The following is a 15573-nucleotide window of genomic DNA, read 5'->3' on the forward strand; positions in this document are numbered from 1 at the left end:
GAGGGGGCCCGTTCCGGACTTTCCCCTTTGGTTTGTCGCGTTTATCGCAACGTCCATGCTACCCCGCGAAACCATCGCCACTGCCCAGATCCCCGGCGGGGAGACGCTGACCCTCGTCAGCCACGGGCGCGACTTCATCATCATGCTCGGCCGGGACGAGCTGATGGGTACGCGGATGCAGTTTTCCGAAGAGCAGCTCGCGGTGCTCACGCTGGCCGAACTCGAGGCGAGCAAGCCGCGCATCCTGATCGGCGGGTTCGGAATGGGCTTTACCTACCGCGCAGCGCTCGCGCACCTGCCCGCAGGCGGCAGCGTCACCGTGGCCGAGCTGGTGCCGGAAATCCTCGAATGGGCGAAGGGGCCGCTCGCGCATCTGAGTGCCGAAAGTCTCGACGATCCGCGCGGCGAGGTAATCCTGTGCAATGTCGAGGCGCTGATCGACGATGCCAATGACGGCACGACGCCCAAATATGATGCGATCCTGCTCGACGTGGACAACGGCCCGGACGGGATCGTGGTCGACAGCAATTTCCGGCTCTACACGCGCACCGGCATCGCCAAGGCGAAGGACGCTCTCAACCCCGGCGGGATCATGGCGGTGTGGTCCGCCGCGCCCGACCACAAGTTCACCACGCGGCTGAAGGATGGCGGGTTCGAGGTCGAGGTGCGCGAAGTGCGCGCGCGGCCCAACAACAAGGGGCCGCGCCACACGATCTGGTTCGCGCGCAAGCGCTAGCCCGCCATCTTCACCCGCATGGCGCCCAGGTAATCGCGCTTGCCGAGTTCGACGCCCTTCATCCGCAGGATGTCGTAGGCAGTGGCGGAGTGAAAATAGATATTGGGGTTCGAGAAGCTGAGCAGGAAGTCCTGCACGGTGAAGTCCAGCCGGAATTTGTCGCCGATCGAGAAGACCATGTCGTTCCCGGCGATGGCGTCCAGTTCGTCCGCATCCACCGCTTCGCACGTGGCGCGTGCGGCAGCGATCATGTCACGCAGCGATGCGAAGTCTTCGGGATACGGGTTCATGTCGGGCGAGAAGCGGCCCTGCCGCGCTCCCTCGATCGCGAGGTGCGAGTGCGTCCAGCAGCTTTTGAACTGGTAGGCGAGCGGCAGCATGTCGTCGATCAGCCGCGTGTCGAGCAGCGCCTTCTCTTCCGCATGGCCGTCCTTCACGAAGCCTTCCGCCTTGTCGATCAGGCCGTCGACCGCGCCGAGTATCTGGAGCCAGTTGGGGATGATCGCGTGATGAAGGGTGAGGGCCATGCTGTTCGTCCTTCTGCTCGAATGAAAACGGCCCGGCTTTCGCTGATCGAGAGCCGGGCCGTGACGTAGTGCTGTAACTGCTGTTCGCTGCGCCTCAGCGCACGCGCGGGCCGCCATAGGGCAGCGGCGGCGGGGGACGGCGCGAACCGCGCGGCAGCTGTGCCTGATAGGCGCGGCCGCAATGCTCGACGCAATAGGGGAAGCCGGGGTTCACCGATTCGCCGCAGAAGTGGAAATCGGGCTCGCCCGGGTGGCCCATCGGCCAGCGGCAGACCTTGTCGCTGAGATCGAGCAGGCTGGTCTTGTCCGCAATCGACGGATCGGGCTTTGCGGGCACGAGTCGCCGCGGCGGGGCGGGCGGAATCGGTGGCTGCTGGTCGCCCGGGCCCTGCCGCAGGAAGCCGCCGGGGCCGACCGATACCACGCGCGGGCTGCTGCTGGGCGCGGGCGCCTGCTGCGCCTGCCCGTCTGCGGGTGCGGCCGGGGCCTGCGCGGGCGCCGGGGCACTGGCGGGCTTGGCAGCGGCTTTCTCGACCGGGGCCAGAGCCGGGGCAGGTGCGGGCGCCGGCGCGGGTGCGGGGCTCGCCGCAGGGGCAGGCTTGGCCGCCGCCTTGGGCTTGGGTGCGGGCTTCGGCTTGGGCGCGGCCTTCTTCTTTTCCGCCGCCTTCACCGGGGAGGGGCGGGACTTGAGGCCGAGCCGGTGCGCCTTGCCGATCACGGCGTTGCGCGACACTTCGCCCAGTTCCTTGGCGATCTCTGTCGCGGTCGCGCCACCTTCCCACATGCGTTTCAGGGTCGCGGTACGCTCTTCGGTCCAGCTCATCGAAATTCCATCTGTTTTGCCCACGGGTTTGGCGTTGCCCGACTATCTAGGCATTCGCGGCCCAGGTTGCCACCCTTGGCACAAGCGCTTAGGCGGCGTGGCATGAGCGATCAAGCACCGCCCGCACCCACCAGCCTCGACGCGAGTGACGCCGTGGCCGACCGCCTGCCCGAATGGGGCAAGCCCCGCATCCACGGGATCAATACGATCGGCCTGTGGAGCCTCTACCTCAAGGAAGTCCGCCGCTTCTTCAAGGTGCAGACGCAGACCGTGTGGGCGCCCGCCTTCACGACGCTATTGTTCCTCGTGATCTTTTCCGTCGCGCTGGGGCGGGGTGGCCGCGAAATCCTCGGCGTGCCGTTCGAGAGCTTCCTTGCGCCCGGCCTGATCGTGATGGCGATGATGCAGAACAGCTTCGCCAATTCCAGCTTCAGTTTCCTTTCGGGCAAGATCCAGGGGACGATCATCGACCTGCTGATGCCGCCGCTCAGCCACGGCGAGCTGCTGGCCGGCATCGTCGGCGCGGCGGTGACGCGCGCGATGCTGGTCGGCTGCGCGGTGGCGCTGGCGATCTTCCTCTATCCGGGGGCCAAGCTGCTGATCGCGCATCCCTGGGCGATCATCTGGTTCGGCCTGATGGGATCGCTGATGCTGGCCTTCTTCGGCCTCGCGACCTCGATCTGGGCGGAAAAGTTCGATCACAACGCGGCGGTGACCAATTTCATCGTCGCGCCGCTCAGCCTGCTGTCGGGCACATTCTACACGATCGACCGGCTGCACGAGCCGTTTTACTCGATCAGCCACGCCAATCCGTTCTTCTACGTGATTTCGGGCTTCCGCTACGGCTTCATCGGCCAGAGCGATATTGCCGGGCACATGGAGGCGGGGGCAGGGCCGGTGATCTGGGCCGCGCTCGGCCTGCTGGCGCTCAACGCCGCGCTCGCGCTGGGCGTGTTCGCGCTGCTCAAATCGGGCTGGAAAATCCGCTCCTAGGCGCCAGGCGTTGCCGGGCACGGGCTGCAGGGGCCGCCGACCTTAGTGGGTCAGGCCCGGGAGCATTACGTAGCGCCCGTCGAGGAAATCGTCGAACATGTCCGCGATCTGCGGATGGTCCACCGGGCCGGCGCTGCCGTCGCCCAACAGGTTCTGCTGGCTGACATAGGCCACGTAGTAGGCTTCGTCGCTTTCGGCGAAGAGGTGGTAGTAAGGCTGGTCGCGTTCGGGGCGCAGATCCTCGGGGATCGCCTCGTACCATTCCTCGCTGTTGGCGAAGGTCGGGTCGATGTCGAACACGACACCGCGAAAATCGAACATCTTGTGGCGCACGACATCGCCGATGCCAAAGCGCGCCTGACGGCGCAGGGGCACTTCGATCTGGCGGCCGGCCTGGTGAGAAAAGAACTGCGAGAGCTGCATTGCCGCTAAGATAGATGCGCAAGAGCCCCGGCACAATGGGCAGGCGTCCACCGACTGCGAAGGAAGGGCTTGGCAGCGGCCTCGCATTAGGCTAGCTGCCCCCTCCCGGCCTTCCGGTGCGCCCCTGCGGCGCGCCGCCATGAGCCCCTTTTTTTGCGGAGAGGTGGCAGAGAGGTCGAATGCGCCGCACTCGAAATGCGGTGTACGGGCAACCGTACCGTGGGTTCGAATCCCACCCTCTCCGCCACGAGGCCCTCTGGGCCGATCCAATCCCAACCCACGCATGAGGGACCCGGCCGTGGGCGCGGTCGTCCGGTGCGAGTGGGCGGCCGGGTTCATCGAGACCCGACGTCTCCGGCAGCCCTCGGCAGGAGACGGTCGAGGTCAGATGCTGGCGGAAAGTCGATGCGCCCGGGGGCGGTGCTCGTCAGCCCGGACGCGCGGCTTTCATGCGATAGAAGATGCCGCTCTCATCCGGCCCGGTCAGCTTGAGCACGCCGCGCCTCGGCTACATCGCCGTCGCCAAAAAGGGTGATGCTTGAACCACCAAGAACGTATCCCTTTCTCGCTGCTCACCGGCTTCCTCGGCAGCGGGAAGACGACCCTGCTCAACCGGATCGTGCGCGATCCCGGCATGAAGAAGGCGCTCGTGATCATCAACGAGTTCGGCACGATCGGGCTCGACCATGATCTGGTCTCGCTCGCCGAGGACGATCAGGTGGTCGAAATGGCGAGTGGCTGCCTGTGCTGCACCATTCGGGGCGATCTGGTGAAGACGCTACACAATGCGCCCTGGCGGTTCGCGCGCGGTGGCGAGCGCTGGTTTGACCGGGTGGTGATCGAGACCACCGGCCTCGCCGATCCGCTGCCGATCCTGCACACGCTGATGACCGATGTGCGGCTGGCGGCGACCTATCGGCTCAATGGCGTGCTGATCACGGGATGCTGCGGCCGGGCTCGACACGATCGACCGACAAGAGGAATCGCTGCGTCAGATCGCCATCGCGGATCGCGTGGTGCTGACCAAGACGGATATTGCGCCAGCGGCGCAGATTGCCGCAGTTGAAGCCCGGTTGCGCGCGATCAATCCGTGTGCGCAGCTCTTGCGCGCGGTAAATGGAGAAATCGACCCGGCACGGCTGTTCGGCATCGGGGTGTACGATCCGGCCACCAAGGGCGAGCAGGTGACGGACTGGCTGCACGACGAGGCTGTCGCGGCTGCGGAAGGTCACGATCACCACCACGACCATCATCATCATCATGGCGAAGACCATGACCACCACGACATCAACCGCCATGGCGATCACATTCGCTCGATATCGCTCGCCTTTGACGAGCCGCTCTCGGCCCACGCGGTGGAACGCTGGCTCGACGCGCTGATGATGTTCTGCAGCCACGACATGCTGCGCACCAAGGGCATCCTCAATCTGGCCGAGTTCGACCAGCCCGTGGTGATCCACGGCGTGCAGCACATCTTCCACCCGCCAGTGACGCTGGATGCCTGGCCGAGCGACGACCGGCGCACTGGGATCGTCTTCATCATACGCAATATTGACGAAGCGAGGCTGCGCGAAACGCTGGATCTCCTGACCGAGGGTATCTCGCGTTTCGAAGTCTACGGGCCGGAAGGCTCGGGGCTGACCGGCTCTGGCCCAAGCGCGCTCGCGCGGACGACCGAGCGGGATGAGCTTTCGCTGACCCGGTAGGGCAGGGGGCCGTTCTCGAACTCAGGCCGCGCGGTTCGCGCGCACAAACCCATTCAGGTGGCTGCCTTTCCTTCGCAAAACGAGCATAGGGGGCGAATGCCGTTTCATTCGACGGATCATTCGGGTCGCACAGCCGGCTGGATGCACTTTTTCACGCGAGCGCCCATGCAATTTCGAGATTTCGACATCGACGGTTTCCTGCGCGATTACTGGCAGCGCAGGCCATTGCTCATCCGGAACCCGTGGGACCATTGGCGCAACCCGCTCGAAGGGGATGAACTGGCCGGCCTTGCCTGCGAAGAAGGCATCGAAGCGCGCCTGATCCGGCAGGAAAACGTCGAGCAGCAGGGCGGCTGGAATGTCGAACATGGCCCTTTGTCTGAATCGCGTTTCGAGCAGCTCGAAAACCAGTGGTGGACGCTGCTCGTGCAGGCTGTCGATCACCATGTGCCCGAAGTGGCCGCGCTGATCGCGCCGTTCCGCTTCATCCCCAATTGGCGGATCGACGACGTGATGGTCAGCTACGCCAGCAATGGTGGCGGCGTCGGCCCGCATTTCGATCAGTATGACGTGTTTCTGATCCAGGGTTCGGGACAGCGCCGCTGGCAACTCGGCCCGATGTGCGATTCCGCCACCGAGCTGCTCCCGCATGACGATTTGCGCCTGCTCGCCCATTTCGAGCCGACCGAGGAGTGGGTGCTGGAACCGGGTGACATTCTCTATGTGCCGCCCGGCATTGCCCATAATGGCGTTGCCGTGGGCGACGATTGCATGACCTACTCGATCGGCTTTCGCGCGCCTTCGAGCAGCGAATTGATCGCGCATTATTGCGACGATGTGCTCGCCCATCTGCAGGACGATTCTCGCTACCGCGATCCGGGGCTGGAGCGCCAAGCCAATGAAGGCGAGATTTCCGGGGCCGCGCTCACTCGGCTGAATGCGATGATTGCGGAAAAGATGCTCGATCCCGCCGCCTTTGCCGACTGGTTCGGCCGCTACACCACAACGCGCAAATATCCCGATATCGACTGGCAACCGGAAGAGCCTACCGAAGTCGAAGCCTTGCAGTCGGGCATCGGGGAGGAAGCGCCGATGATCCGCAATCCGGCCAGCCGCTTTTCCTTCGTCCGGCAGGGCACCCATGCGGTAACGTTGTTCGTCGATGGACAGAGCTTCGAATGTTCGGACGAGGTAGCCTCTTTCGCCGAACTGCTCTGCGCCAACGAACGCTTCACACTTGACCGCGAATTGAGAGACACGATGCCTGTACTCGAATTGCTCCAGGCGCTTTTCGACCAGGGCAGCTTGGCTTTCGAAAGCGAAGACTAGCGCGTCGGGCCGGCGATCAGGGTACGCTGATCTCGCGCCACTCACCCAGCGACAATCCGTCGACCGACCAGTCCCCGATCGACCAGCGCACCAGCCTGAGGGTGGGGTGGTCCACCGCTGCGGTCATCCTGCGCACCTGGCGGTTCCTGCCTTCGCGGATGGTGAGCTTGAGCCAGCAATCGGGCACCGACTTGCGGTAGCGCACCGGCGGATCGCGCGGCCAGAGCTCGGGATCGTCGACCCGTTCGACCTCAGCCGGCCGGGTCATGCCATCCTTCAGGCGCACGCCCTTGCGCAGCCGGTCGAGACTGTCTTCCGCCACATCGCCCTCGACCTGCACCAGATAGGTTTTCGGCATCTTGAACTTGGGTTCGGCGATCCGAGCCTGCAGCCGCCCGTCGTCGGTCAGCAGCAGCAGACCCTCGCTATCGCGATCGAGCCGGCCGGCAGGATACACATCGGCAATCTGGACGAAATCCGACAAGGTCGGACGTTTCGACCCTTCCGTCCCTCGGTCGGTAAACTGGCACAGCACGCCATGGGGTTTGTTGAACAGGATCAGTCGCGACATGGAACCTCTGACGAAAGGCATTGGCACGCGAGCGATCGCCTTACCAGTTCCTCGCCGGGCGCTCGTTAGCCTTCGATCTGAAGCTCAGGAAGTTTCAGCACCGCAACCTGCTGGGGCGCGGGCGATCGCGCCAGAGTGGGCTCCGGCTGCGGCTCGGGCTCCGCCTTGTAGATAAACCCGAAAGTCGGGTTGTGGCGCGAGCCCAGGCCGCCGCTCGGACCGTACCAGACGCGCACCGAGCTCCAGTCGCCTTCCGCGGAGACATCGATCGCGAGCACGCCGCTATCGATGACGCCGGGGCCGGACCAGTTGGCGTGGTCGAGCAGGATACGCCGGTCGTCGAGGATGGCCGAGACAACCGCGACATGACCCAGCGGCATCGCACCCGTCGGGCGGAATGCGAGGACCGCGCCGACCTGCGGCTCGCCACCGCGTGGATAGCGTCCGTCGGCCTGTCCCCACCAGGTCAGGGCATTGCCGTGAATCTGGATGCCGGAAACCTGGCGCGCATAGGGCACGCACTGGAGGTGGCGGGCCTGCGCGGCGACCGGGCCGACGGCCAGCGCGATGAGGCAGGAAGCGGCGAAAATCGCTTTCGATTTCAGAAAGATACGCTCCGCACGGCAGCGGAAGCGCGATAATGCGCCCGACATAGAGACCCTCCGATTGTCCGTCCGGGAGCATTGATACAAGGTCTCGCGGAGGAGGCCAGAGTGCGGCCGGTCCACTTGCCGCATTCGGATAACGATACATCGCTAAGTCCGCTCGCGGAGGTCGGCGGCAGTCCGCCGACGCATCCCTGCGCCTCCGGCCGCACTATTCGCGGACCGTAGGCTTAGGGTAGCGTGCGCCGTCAGCGTGCGCTCAGTTCCGTGACCAGCGCGGGTGCCGGATAGATCGTTTCGAGCGCTTCCTGCACCGCCGCAGTCGAGACCACGACCGTGCGGTTGAGCGTCGGGTCGTAGCCGTAATTGCCCCCCAGCGAGTGGATGTTCCCGTCGAACGCGGCGCCGATCACGGTGCCCGCCTTGTCGATCACCGGCGAGCCAGAGTTGCCGCCGATAATGTCGTTGGTGGTCACGAAGTCGTAGGTCGTGTCCATGTCGATCTTCGCCTTGTTGGCAGCGAAGGCGGGGGCGACGTCGAACGGCGGGCTGCCGGTCGCACGGTCGAAGGTGCCGCCCAGCGTGGTCGCGATGGGCACGTCGTTGCCGCGCTCGACCCAGCCCTTCACCTGGCCGTAGCTGATCCGCAAGGTGAAGGTGGCATCGGGGTAGAGCGCATCGCCATAGGCGGCGAAACGCGCATCGGCGAGCTTGCCGCCCGCGACCGCCAGCGGGCCGACATAGGCCTCGTCCACCTGCTGCTTCAGCTCGCGCTGGCGCGGTTCGAGCCGCAGCGCATACTGGATCATCGGATCGTCCGACGCTTCGATCACGGCCATGCCGCCGTCCCACAGCTGCTGGCGGTAGGCCGGGTCGGCAAGATTGCTACCCTCGACCAACCGCTTGGCGAGCGCCTCGGGGCTTTCCTTGCCCAGCAGCAGCCTGGAATCGGGATCGTCCACGCCGAGATATTCGCGCGCCTTCGACAGGCTCCATTCCAGCGTCAGCTGGTCGAGCCAGTTATAGACCGGCTTCTCGTCGAGCACCTGCTTGCGGGTCAGCGGCAGCGCGCTGTCGGTGAAGCCGGGCAGACGCTCTGCATTGGGCTTTTCGCGTTCCTGCGCCGCCATCACCAACGCTTCGGCATAGCCGTAAAGCTCGCTCGACGGCGTGATGAAGCGATAGGGTAGGCGGTGTTCGGCAGGCGATCGCGCAGCGCCGCGTTGGCGGCGAAATCGATCGGTTCCTCATCGGAATCAGGATCGGGCGCGGGCTGGGGCAGCGCGGCGGTCGCCAGCGCCTGCGCCCGTGCCTCGGGCGAAAGGACGTAGCCGGGAATGCGCAGATCGTCGGTCTTGGTATAAGACCCATCCGCGTGAACTACGAACTTGCCGCCGATCGCGGCATTGGCAGCTCCGGCGACCGAACGCTCATTGGAGGCGCTGCCATAAGTGGCCGTCCCGTCGACGCTGTAGCCGTTCTCGGGGATGGTGCGCGGAATGCGCTTGTCGATGACGTTGACCACGCCGCCGATCGCCGAAGAGCCGAACAGCAGCGCCGAGGGGCCGCGCAGAACTTCGATCCGGTCGGCCAGCAGCGGGTCGATGACGACCGGGTGATCGACCGAGGTGTTCGACACGTCGATCGAGCCTATCCCGTCGGTCAGCACGCGAATGCGCTCGCCCTGGAAACCGCGCAGGATAGGGCGCGACGCATTGGGGCCGAACGAAGTGGCGGAGACACCCGGCTGGCGGGCCAGCGTTTCGCCCAATGTCGGGCGAAGTTCACGCTGCAAGGTCTCCCCCGTCACGACGGACGTACCCTGCAACAGGTCGTCCTCTCGCCGCTGGAACGGTGCGGTTACGATGATGGTTTCGTCCGCCTCGGACGACTGTGCCTGCGACGACGCAGGCGTGGCCGAAGCCTGCTTTGAAGGCGCGTTGGACTGGGCTGAAGCGGATACGGGAATGGCGAGCGCGCACGTGGCCGCGCCCAGGAGAAAATAGCAACGCATAGGAGAAAACTCCGAGAACCTAGGGGAAACTGGCGAGCGAATGGCGCAGGATCGCGCCCCGCTCGTTTCGGTTGGTTGTCGAAGCTATTGGGGAGGTGCGCGGCTTTGCCAGAGATGAGAGTCGCTTGCGACATCGAGCCGCTTGGGATCGATAATCGCAACGATGGACGCTGGGGGCGCGAAGAAAACAAAGCCGACGGGATCGGGCACCAGGCCGAGGTCATCGAACGCGCCCTGATCGCAAAGCAGGCACGACTTCTGGGGTGAATCATCCTGCGGGCTGGAAGGCGCGCTTCCGTCCTCTGCGCTCGCTACAGAGGCGGCGAGGGCTTCCGTTCGATGGACATGTGCGTCGACCAGTACGCTTTGAAACAGCAGCACGCCGACGAGAGCGGCAAGTAAGCTGTGGCGCTCGACCCAAGGCGGACCGCGCAACAATCCAGCCTTCCGGGACACCAGGCTAGAAAGGCAATCAAGCCACTTCGAGCCGATCATACCAATCCAGGTCAGGGGGAACGTCACGTAAGTCCTTAGAAGCGCGAGATTGGGATACGATGTAACGTTGCGTCTTTCAACTTCGGATTTGATGTAGTCCCACGTTCAAACGCGATCGTTGCCGCGCCCGTCGGGTCACTTCGGTCAAGGTCGTGCGGGATTTGAACCTATATGCCGGCGTGAAATAGAGTAGGGGTATCCGTGGGGGTGTGCAGGAACTAAATTAATAAAAATACGTTTGAAAACAGTGTTTTAGAGTGTAAAATTGCATCCCGCCTTCTCCGCCACAGGCCTTTCTGGCGCTAGCCAGCCCCCTCCAGAGGCAGCACGGTGGCTGTCCATTGGCCGCTGGCTTCTTGATAACGTTCAGAGCGATTGGCGCAGGCGTCTCAGCTGGGCGGTGCCGGCCGCGAGAAGCGCCAGGGTTAGCGCGAGATTGGCGACCACGATCCAGGAAGGCTGGTAACTGGCATTCATCTGCCCGGTAAGTTCGCTCGCTATGCCACCGGCGGCATTGGCGATCGGGATTTGTGCCATCCACGGTGCATCAAGCGCGATGAGCGCTGCCCCGCCGGCGAGCACCGCGATACACACAAGGATCATGAGATATTGCTGTGCCTCGCGTAGGGATTGCGAAGCGAGGGACACCAAGATCGAAGCTGCTGCCAGAGGCATTGCGGCAAGCGCTGCGTAGAGGAAGGCAAGACCGGTTGCCGATTGGTTCAACAGCCGGCCGGTTGTCTCAGAATCGAGCTGCCAAAACATGATGCCCATCGCCGCGACGAGCCCGGCGAAAACCGCCACGCAGGCGCATAGCCAGGTCGCAGAGAATTTCGCCGCAACCACGATCCGGTCGGAAATCGGTGCCTGGAAAAGGCCGAGCAATGTGCCCGTTTCCTTCTCGCCCACGCCGCTTTCGAGTGCGGGATAGGCGCAGCCCAGCGCTGCCATGAACATTGCAACGATCGGGATTAGGCCGAAGACGCCGATGGCGTCGGATGATTCGTCGGCAGGCAAGGGCACCGCCGCTTTCGCGAGATTGTTCGCCGCGATTGGAGATGCGCCCTGCCTCTGTGCAGCGCGCTCGACCATTGCCTGCGAGATCGCGATTTTCGCAGCCTCGAGCGACGCATCCGTCCCTTTCCAGTCACTGGCTTCGATACGCGCGCGGCCATCTTCGATCATGAGATCGAGGCGGCTTTCATCGTCTCGTGTGCAGGATGGGAGCTGTGTCGCGTTGCGCACCAGCGCACTGAGGTCCGATGGCACCGAGGCGTCAATTGCAAGGCAGGAATTCTCGCTTTCTTGCGGCGCCAAAATGGCCGCGAGCAACGGCAGCACGAGCAAAGGATAGAGGATCGCCGCGATCAGCGAACGAGGCTGGCGCACAAGGTCGTGCAGTTCTTTCTTCAAAAGCGCTGCGAACATCACCCGTTGTCCTTGAAAATGTTGAGGAGGTTGTCTTCGAAGTCGGTGCCCTTACCCAGCTCGCCGCGAGAGAACCGCGATACGATGCGGCCCTTCTTAAGAATGGTGAACCTGTCGCACAGACGTTCAAGCTCGGCGGGGGAGTGCGAACAAAAGACGAGGGCGCGGCCATCGCTCTTGAGCTCCTCGATGACCTCGAAGAGGGCCGCCGAAGCGACGATATCCAGACCCGTCGTGGGTTCGTCGAGAATGAGGACCGCCGGGTCGAGCATCATGGCGGAGCACAATTTGAGCTTTTGTCCTTCGCCGGTCGAAAGCACACCCGCACTGCGGTCGATCAGGTGCAAAATTCCGAAGCGTGCCGCCAGTTCCTCGGCGCGCACGGCGACCGCATCTGCATCCAGTCCACCTATTCGGCCCCGGAATTCGAGGTTCTGCCGGATCGACATCTTGGGGTAGGGCTCGACATGGTTCGAGACATAGCCAATCCTCGAGCGGAGACGTTCGTCTGAAATCGGCTCGCCTTCAAAGCTGATCGTCCCGTGATCCGGAGGAATGATACCCGATGCAAGCTTGAGCAATGTCGACTTGCCCGCCCCGTTCGGGCCGACGATCCCTGTCACCTCGCCATCGCAAAATCCGACCGTGCTGGGGTGCAGCGCGACTGCGTGTTTCGAAGACAAGAAGCTCGTCCTGTAGGATTTGCAGACATTGCGCAGGGTGAGCATGGGCTGGGTCTCACCCTTTTGAACGGCGGCCACTTTCGGCATCATTCCCCCCGTTTTCTGGACAGCGCGGAAGGTGGCGCATGTTGCGCCACCTTCCGCCAGGTCAGCCGATCGATGCGAAGCGACGTGGGTCATCACGCACCCAGTGCGATCTCGGCGCGGAATTTCTCCACTTCGCTGATCCGTTCGAGCCGGTGGCGCGCAAGGCCCGCAACGAGCGGCGACACATCGTCCGCCGAACGCTCGATTATCCGGCGCGCTTCCTGCGAGGTTGCAGCCGCAGCCGCCAGTGATCGGATAGCGCAGGCGCGCAGGCGGTCGCTGGCATGGGTCTGGGCAATCTCGCTTAGCAGTTCGCGGCCCTCTTCACCGCAGAGTTCTGCGGCGACAGGCATCAGGCCGACGGCAGTGTTGCGGTTGATGATTCCCGAGACACGGTCATTGGCGGTGTCGAACGCATACTGGTCGAGCACTTGTCCGCGGAGCGAATGCTCGCAGATGTTGACGCTGATCGACATTTGTTCGGGCGGAAGCTGGTCGTGCACGTCGCGGAAAGCCCGATACAGCATGACCTTGCCCTGATGCAGGCTCGAGCGTTCGACGAAGCGCAGGCCGCCCTTTTCCCCGGTGTATCCGGCTACCTCGTCATATTCATATTCGTAGTAGTCGGAGGCGTAGCCGGGGCCATGATAGCCCACGGTCAGGAAGTTGAAGTTATGGTCGTGCGGTGCATGATAGAAAAACGGTGCCGGACCGCTTGTCTTATAGATGTGGTCTTCCTTGGCCGGCCAGAAATTGGCGCGGATGAAGAAATTGGCTGACCTTTCGTTCGGCGGGGCAAGCATCATCACCTGGGCCGAATAGGTGTTCGACTCCTCCTGCGAAACGCAGAGATCTTCGAGCTCTTCTACCGCGCGATTCGCTAGAAATTCACGGTTGTTGGCGAGCTTGGCGAGCACGTCGCCCGCCTGGGCAAAGCTCTCCTCATCCGAAGTGTCGATCTTGGCATCGTGCATGAACTCGATGACGTCGCCGAGCTCGGCGCGTTCTTCGGTGGTCTGTTTGATAACCAGTGGCATTACGCTTCCTCCGTTTCCCGCGTAAACAGCATTTCGAAGGTCATGGCGGCTGCTTGCCGGACCTGCGGATTAAGATCACTCGCGGCCATTTCCTCGAGGCGCGGGCGGGCTTCGTCGGCGTTCTTCGACAACCATTCACGCATCGCGTGCCAGCGCACGAAATGGTCCGGGTGGCGGGTAAGCCGATCCTGCAACTCGGCGCTTGCTGGCCCGTCGAGGAGCCGCACCAGCGAAGAGAGCATCTGCAGCCGGGAGGACTTCTGATCCGAAGCCGAACAGGCCACCAGACGCCGCGACGACACCTCATACTCGGGCACGACCGGCGAACGGCTGTTGCGCAGGCTGATCTGCAGCATGGTGAAGCTCTTCTCGCACGACTCGAAGACGATGGTTTCCGTGCCCCCGGTCATGCGCACGCAATCACCGTCCTTGACTGCAATTGTTTCGCCCTTGGAGCAGGTGAGGTGCGCGCCAAGCTCGGTTTCCGAAGTGATGAGCGGCGACTGCCAGTGAGTGATCTTGAGGCCGCCGGCCTTGATGAAGCGTATGTATCCGTCGTTTCCGGAGAACGCGACCGAGCGGTCGCTGCCCTTGCTGCCGCGCTTGCTGTAGAGAAAATCGGTTGGCTCGACAGCGGAGATTGCGACCAGAGCGTCGGGTCCGCTGTACAGGGTCATCCCCTTGAACGCGCCTTCATTGATCGCATGGAATGGCGGGGCATAGAGGTGGTTTTGAGAGATGTCGTGCAACTCGCGCAGCACCTCTTCTTCGATGAAACTTTCCCAATCACGCTCGGCAATACAGGCGATGAGATCGCCGTTTTCGGGAAGGCTTGCCATGTCTTCCTTGAGTTTGCGCATGAAGGCCGACTTTTCGCGCCGGTCGTTTGCCTCCCGCATCCGCCGAACGGCTTCGGGGTGCTCTATCTGATCACCCAGCAGGGGAGTCAGTTTGTTGAATTCACACAGCATTGTCGTCCCTCCGTTGAGAAAATCGAGGCAGGGCGTCGCGGAAGCGACGCCCTGCCGAGTCTGGGCTCAGGTGGCCTTGTTGATGGCGATGCCGATCGCCATTCCCACTGCCCCGCAGATTGCGCCGACGGTCGGCTCAAGCTGCTGGCCGCCGCTCAGCGAGGCTTCGAACGGAAGGGCGGGCATTTTATTTGCATTGGTTTTCATGTTTCATTTCCTTTCAAGTTGAAAATTGGATTTATTAGAGCTGTCTTATTCAAAGATCGGGATAAGAGGGAGCGCTATAAGACAGGGGATGCCTGCCGTCGGCGCATTTTGCTGAAAACCGCCAAGGCCGGCTTCGAATGGTAGGCCTGCGAGGTCCTCAACGTTAATCGCGACGATCTTAATGTCCGACATGTTCTTTCCTGATATTAGAGAATTGCCACGACGACAGCGATGGCGATCGTGACCGGCTCGAGCGTGGCATCGCAAGTGCGCGAGGAAGCCATACCGGGTTCAAAGGCCAGCGAAGGGAGGTCTACATTCATTTCCATTATTCATTCCTTTCAATTAAAAGTTTAATTTAGGTCGATCAATCAGTCCGTTGTTCTGAACTGATGTGATTATGAATAATCGAAAACGAGATTCGATCAATACTCCGTGCCGTGTGTTGGGACAGGATTGGTCCTATTCATTTCGGAGGCGAAAATGCGGATCTCTGCATCCTTGAGTGGAGTGCTGAAAAGTTTCGCTGCATCGACGAGGTACTCGTCGAGCTGGGCCTGGGTGCTTTCAGCGAGCCGCATCCATTGGCGACGCCCATCGGTGGGATCGGCCTCGCGAATCGCGAGTCCGTCTTCAACCAGCTGAGCCGCTATTCTGAGCCCTGTGCTCTTGGGTACCTGGGCTGCCAGAGCCAGATCGGTGACCGAGACGCGGTGACCCAACTGTTTGGCGACGAACAGGTCCAGCAGCATCTGCCAGCCAGCCTCGGACAGGTCGCAGGTCTCGGAAAGCTTGGCGCGCAAGTCGCGCGAGCCGAGCAACCGCTTCGCCATCCAGTGGCTAACGGCGTCTCGTGTCACCTCAGGTTCTGGATATGTCGTGACCGAAGCGACGACGACAATTGGCAAAGACATCGTGTCTCATCCTTTTTTAAGGTG

19 protein-coding genes, 1 tRNA gene and 1 pseudogene are annotated in these 15573 nt (G+C 62.8%); 6 read left to right on the plus strand and 15 right to left on the minus strand.

The genetic code is table 11. From position 1 onward, the window contains the following. Positions 1–55: 55 nt before the first annotated feature. Positions 56–736 carry a spermine/spermidine synthase domain-containing protein gene (locus tag ACYQ0L_RS11430; protein ID WP_459789339.1) on the plus strand — a complete coding sequence of 227 codons (681 nt, stop codon included), beginning with the start codon at positions 56–58 and terminating at the stop codon, positions 734–736. Here ACYQ0L_RS11430 and ACYQ0L_RS11435 read toward each other — a convergent pair. Further along, positions 733–1263: a DUF1993 domain-containing protein gene (locus ACYQ0L_RS11435; RefSeq protein ID WP_459789340.1), complete on the minus strand. Its 531-nt coding sequence runs from the start codon at positions 1261–1263 to the stop codon at positions 733–735. The genes ACYQ0L_RS11430 and ACYQ0L_RS11435 overlap by 4 nt on opposite strands. A 94-nt stretch (positions 1264–1357) precedes the next feature. Further along, on the minus strand, positions 1358–2086 hold the full coding sequence (locus ACYQ0L_RS11440; protein WP_459789341.1) for a GcrA family cell cycle regulator: 729 nt from the start codon (positions 2084–2086) through the stop codon (positions 1358–1360). Positions 2087–2188: 102 nt separating this feature from the next. Between ACYQ0L_RS11440 and ACYQ0L_RS11445 the strand changes: the two genes are divergently transcribed. Next, positions 2189–3079, plus strand: a complete 891-nt coding sequence (locus tag ACYQ0L_RS11445) for an ABC transporter permease (RefSeq protein WP_459789343.1) — start codon at positions 2189–2191, stop codon at positions 3077–3079. Between the two features lie 42 nt (positions 3080–3121). On the opposite strand, the gene hspQ is transcribed toward ACYQ0L_RS11445, so the two are convergent. Next, positions 3122–3502, minus strand: a complete 381-nt coding sequence (gene hspQ, locus ACYQ0L_RS11450; protein WP_459789344.1) for a heat shock protein HspQ — start codon at positions 3500–3502, stop codon at positions 3122–3124. Positions 3503–3659: 157 nt separating this feature from the next. Between hspQ and ACYQ0L_RS11455 the strand changes: the two genes are divergently transcribed. From ACYQ0L_RS11455 to ACYQ0L_RS11470, 4 genes are all read left to right on the plus strand, one after another. After that, positions 3660–3749: transfer RNA gene (locus ACYQ0L_RS11455), tRNA-Ser, on the plus strand. Between the two features lie 291 nt (positions 3750–4040). After that, complete coding sequence (locus ACYQ0L_RS11460; RefSeq protein WP_459789345.1) at positions 4041–4568, plus strand: CobW family GTP-binding protein; 528 nt, start codon at positions 4041–4043, stop codon at positions 4566–4568. Beyond that, positions 4519–5208 (plus strand): CobW family GTP-binding protein, encoded by a 690-nt coding sequence (locus tag ACYQ0L_RS11465; RefSeq protein ID WP_459789346.1) that lies wholly within the window; start codon positions 4519–4521, stop codon positions 5206–5208. The genes ACYQ0L_RS11460 and ACYQ0L_RS11465 overlap by 50 nt, the downstream gene beginning before the upstream one ends. A gap of 165 nt (positions 5209–5373) precedes the next feature. Continuing rightward, complete coding sequence (locus tag ACYQ0L_RS11470; RefSeq protein ID WP_459789347.1) at positions 5374–6537, plus strand: JmjC domain-containing protein; 1164 nt, start codon at positions 5374–5376, stop codon at positions 6535–6537. Between the two features lie 16 nt (positions 6538–6553). Here the strand turns inward: ACYQ0L_RS11470 and ACYQ0L_RS11475 are convergent, their stop codons facing one another. From ACYQ0L_RS11475 to ACYQ0L_RS11530, 12 genes and pseudogenes are all read right to left on the minus strand, one after another. Further along, complete coding sequence (locus tag ACYQ0L_RS11475) at positions 6554–7108, minus strand: pseudouridine synthase (protein ID WP_459789348.1); 555 nt, start codon at positions 7106–7108, stop codon at positions 6554–6556. A 65-nt stretch (positions 7109–7173) separates the two neighbouring features. Continuing rightward, a complete protein-coding gene (locus ACYQ0L_RS11480; RefSeq protein ID WP_459789350.1) occupies positions 7174–7761 on the minus strand; it encodes a CHAP domain-containing protein in 588 nt (195 codons plus the stop codon). Positions 7762–7961: 200 nt separating this feature from the next. Beyond that, positions 7962–8843 carry a S46 family peptidase gene (locus tag ACYQ0L_RS11485; RefSeq protein WP_459789351.1) on the minus strand — a complete coding sequence of 294 codons (882 nt, stop codon included), beginning with the start codon at positions 8841–8843 and terminating at the stop codon, positions 7962–7964. Positions 8844–8902: 59 nt separating this feature from the next. Next, positions 8903–9727, minus strand: a pseudogene (locus ACYQ0L_RS11490) (TonB-dependent receptor plug domain-containing protein); the annotation flags it as partial. An 84-nt stretch (positions 9728–9811) separates the two neighbouring features. Then, entirely contained in the window at positions 9812–10249 is a 438-nt protein-coding gene (locus tag ACYQ0L_RS11495; RefSeq protein WP_459789352.1) for a hypothetical protein, read from the minus strand. Positions 10250–10588: 339 nt separating this feature from the next. Next, entirely contained in the window at positions 10589–11650 is a 1062-nt protein-coding gene (locus ACYQ0L_RS11500; protein ID WP_459789354.1) for an ABC transporter permease subunit, read from the minus strand. Further along, positions 11650–12423 (minus strand): ABC transporter ATP-binding protein, encoded by a 774-nt coding sequence (locus ACYQ0L_RS11505; protein WP_459789355.1) that lies wholly within the window; start codon positions 12421–12423, stop codon positions 11650–11652. Before ACYQ0L_RS11505 ends, ACYQ0L_RS11500 begins: the two co-directional genes overlap by 1 nt. 89 nt (positions 12424–12512) lie before the next feature. Continuing rightward, complete coding sequence (locus ACYQ0L_RS11510; protein WP_459789356.1) at positions 12513–13457, minus strand: transposase; 945 nt, start codon at positions 13455–13457, stop codon at positions 12513–12515. After that, the gene (locus ACYQ0L_RS11515) at positions 13457–14428 is read right to left on the minus strand and encodes a HEAT repeat domain-containing protein (protein WP_459789357.1); all 972 of its coding nucleotides are present in this window, start codon (positions 14426–14428) and stop codon (positions 13457–13459) included. The genes ACYQ0L_RS11510 and ACYQ0L_RS11515 overlap by 1 nt, the downstream gene beginning before the upstream one ends. A gap of 66 nt (positions 14429–14494) precedes the next feature. Further along, positions 14495–14635 carry a hypothetical protein gene (locus ACYQ0L_RS11520; RefSeq protein ID WP_459789358.1) on the minus strand — a complete coding sequence of 47 codons (141 nt, stop codon included), beginning with the start codon at positions 14633–14635 and terminating at the stop codon, positions 14495–14497. A 206-nt stretch (positions 14636–14841) separates the two neighbouring features. Continuing rightward, the gene (locus ACYQ0L_RS11525) at positions 14842–14964 is read right to left on the minus strand and encodes a hypothetical protein (protein ID WP_459789359.1); all 123 of its coding nucleotides are present in this window, start codon (positions 14962–14964) and stop codon (positions 14842–14844) included. 96 nt (positions 14965–15060) lie between these two features. After that, positions 15061–15549 (minus strand): MarR family transcriptional regulator, encoded by a 489-nt coding sequence (locus tag ACYQ0L_RS11530; protein WP_459789360.1) that lies wholly within the window; start codon positions 15547–15549, stop codon positions 15061–15063. Positions 15550–15573 lie beyond the last annotated feature (24 nt).

This window comes from Alteriqipengyuania triglochinis (assembly GCF_054655655.1).

Excerpts from the sequence above, each read along its gene's own strand:
- ACYQ0L_RS11430 (WP_459789339.1), top strand. The coding sequence starts at position 56 with ATGCTACCCCGCGAAACCATCGCCACTGCCCAGATCCCCGGCGGGGAG.
- ACYQ0L_RS11435 (WP_459789340.1), bottom strand. The coding sequence starts at position 1,263 with ATGGCCCTCACCCTTCATCACGCGATCATCCCCAACTGGCTCCAGATA.
- ACYQ0L_RS11440 (WP_459789341.1), bottom strand. The coding sequence starts at position 2,086 with ATGAGCTGGACCGAAGAGCGTACCGCGACCCTGAAACGCATGTGGGAA.
- ACYQ0L_RS11445 (WP_459789343.1), top strand. The coding sequence starts at position 2,189 with ATGAGCGATCAAGCACCGCCCGCACCCACCAGCCTCGACGCGAGTGAC.
- hspQ (WP_459789344.1), bottom strand. The coding sequence starts at position 3,502 with ATGCAGCTCTCGCAGTTCTTTTCTCACCAGGCCGGCCGCCAGATCGAA.
- ACYQ0L_RS11470 (WP_459789347.1), top strand. The coding sequence starts at position 5,374 with ATGCAATTTCGAGATTTCGACATCGACGGTTTCCTGCGCGATTACTGG.
- ACYQ0L_RS11475 (WP_459789348.1), bottom strand. The coding sequence starts at position 7,108 with ATGTCGCGACTGATCCTGTTCAACAAACCCCATGGCGTGCTGTGCCAG.
- ACYQ0L_RS11480 (WP_459789350.1), bottom strand. The coding sequence starts at position 7,761 with ATGTCGGGCGCATTATCGCGCTTCCGCTGCCGTGCGGAGCGTATCTTT.
- ACYQ0L_RS11485 (WP_459789351.1), bottom strand. The coding sequence starts at position 8,843 with ATGGCGGCGCAGGAACGCGAAAAGCCCAATGCAGAGCGTCTGCCCGGC.
- ACYQ0L_RS11500 (WP_459789354.1), bottom strand. The coding sequence starts at position 11,650 with ATGTTCGCAGCGCTTTTGAAGAAAGAACTGCACGACCTTGTGCGCCAG.
- ACYQ0L_RS11505 (WP_459789355.1), bottom strand. The coding sequence starts at position 12,423 with ATGATGCCGAAAGTGGCCGCCGTTCAAAAGGGTGAGACCCAGCCCATG.
- ACYQ0L_RS11510 (WP_459789356.1), bottom strand. The coding sequence starts at position 13,457 with ATGCCACTGGTTATCAAACAGACCACCGAAGAACGCGCCGAGCTCGGC.
- ACYQ0L_RS11515 (WP_459789357.1), bottom strand. The coding sequence starts at position 14,428 with ATGCTGTGTGAATTCAACAAACTGACTCCCCTGCTGGGTGATCAGATA.
- ACYQ0L_RS11520 (WP_459789358.1), bottom strand. The coding sequence starts at position 14,635 with ATGAAAACCAATGCAAATAAAATGCCCGCCCTTCCGTTCGAAGCCTCG.
- ACYQ0L_RS11525 (WP_459789359.1), bottom strand. The coding sequence starts at position 14,964 with ATGGAAATGAATGTAGACCTCCCTTCGCTGGCCTTTGAACCCGGTATG.
- ACYQ0L_RS11530 (WP_459789360.1), bottom strand. The coding sequence starts at position 15,549 with ATGTCTTTGCCAATTGTCGTCGTCGCTTCGGTCACGACATATCCAGAA.